The organism is Polynucleobacter sp. 39-46-10, from assembly GCF_002282275.1.
Genome location: NZ_NCJB01000524.1, coordinates 1 through 1191, shown reverse-complemented (window position 1 = coordinate 1191; position 1191 = coordinate 1). Strand labels below are relative to the sequence as shown.

Genomic DNA, 1191 nt, shown 5'->3' with positions numbered 1-1191 from the left:
AGCTTGAAGAGGCGCGCTCAGGCTTAGTTCGTTTGTACACTGCATTAGCTCAAGCGCCAGCAAGCAATCAGGCTCTAGACCCCCATTCTCCATGGGCTACGCGTTTTACTGATGCTATGAATGATGACTTCAATACACCTGAAGCTATTGCAGCTCTATTTGATTTGGCAAGCGAAGTCAATCGTACGCAGGGTGATGAGAAGGTGCAGCTTGCCTCTACCCTCAAAGGCTTGGCTGGAACCCTCAACTTCTTGCAGCGAGAGCCAACTTTATTTTTACAAGAAGGATCTCGTGGTGGTGATGTAGGTTTATCTGCTGCTGCAATTGAAGAGCAGATCGCTGCACGAGTTGCGGCAAAGCAAGCCAAAGATTTTGCCAAAGCAGATTCGATTCGCAATACCTTGTTAGAGCAGGGCGTGGTTTTAGAAGATAAACCTGGCGGTCTTACTGAATGGCGTAGAAGCTAGGTAACTTAATTCGTGATTGAGAATGTATTTTGACTAAAGTAGTAGAGCAAGCAATTGTTGAGGAGTCTGCCCCCGATTACTGGGAGCAAGCTTGTGCCGAGTTGATGAAGCATGACCGCATTCTAAAAAAGCTGATTCCAAAACATGGCGCTGTTTTTTTGAGAACGCGTGGAGATGCATTTATCACATTGGCTAGATCCATTGTTGGCCAGCAAATTTCTGTAGCGGCAGCCCAGTCAGTGTGGAAGAAGGTGCTGCTTGCCGCTAAAAACAAAGTAAATCCTAAAAATATCCTTGCTTTAAGTGTTGAAGAATTGCGCGCAGCTGGCCTATCAGGACGCAAGGTAGAGTACATCCGTGATTTAGCTGAGCACTTCAATTCTGGCCGTTTGCATGCCAATCAGTGGAAAGGCATGGAAGATGAGGCCATCATCAAAGAGTTATGTGAAATTCGGGGTATTGGGCGCTGGACCGCTGAAATGTTCCTTATTTTCAATATGGTTAGACCGAATATCCTCCCTTTAGACGATGTCGGTCTAATTAAGGCCATTTCCCTCAATTACTTCAGTGGAGAGCCTGTTAGCAGGCATGAGGCCCGCGAAGTGGCTGCCAATTGGGCCCCTTGGCGCACGGTTGCAACCTGGTATATGTGGAGAAGTCTCGACCCCATTCCCGTTGAATATTAAAATCAAGCTATGAAAACGACTTTCCTGGATTTTGAGCA

1 protein-coding gene and 1 pseudogene are annotated in these 1191 nt (G+C 46.7%); both read left to right on the top strand.

What is annotated here, in order from left to right:
- Positions 1-467 (top strand): DALR domain-containing protein (locus B7X71_RS17395; protein ID WP_363927313.1); only part of this gene is annotated, 467 nt, incomplete at its 5' end.
- A 59-nt stretch (positions 468-526) separates the two neighbouring features.
- Positions 527-1153 (top strand): annotated as a pseudogene (locus tag B7X71_RS17390) (DNA-3-methyladenine glycosylase); the annotation flags it as partial.
- Positions 1154-1191: the final 38 nt, after the last annotated feature.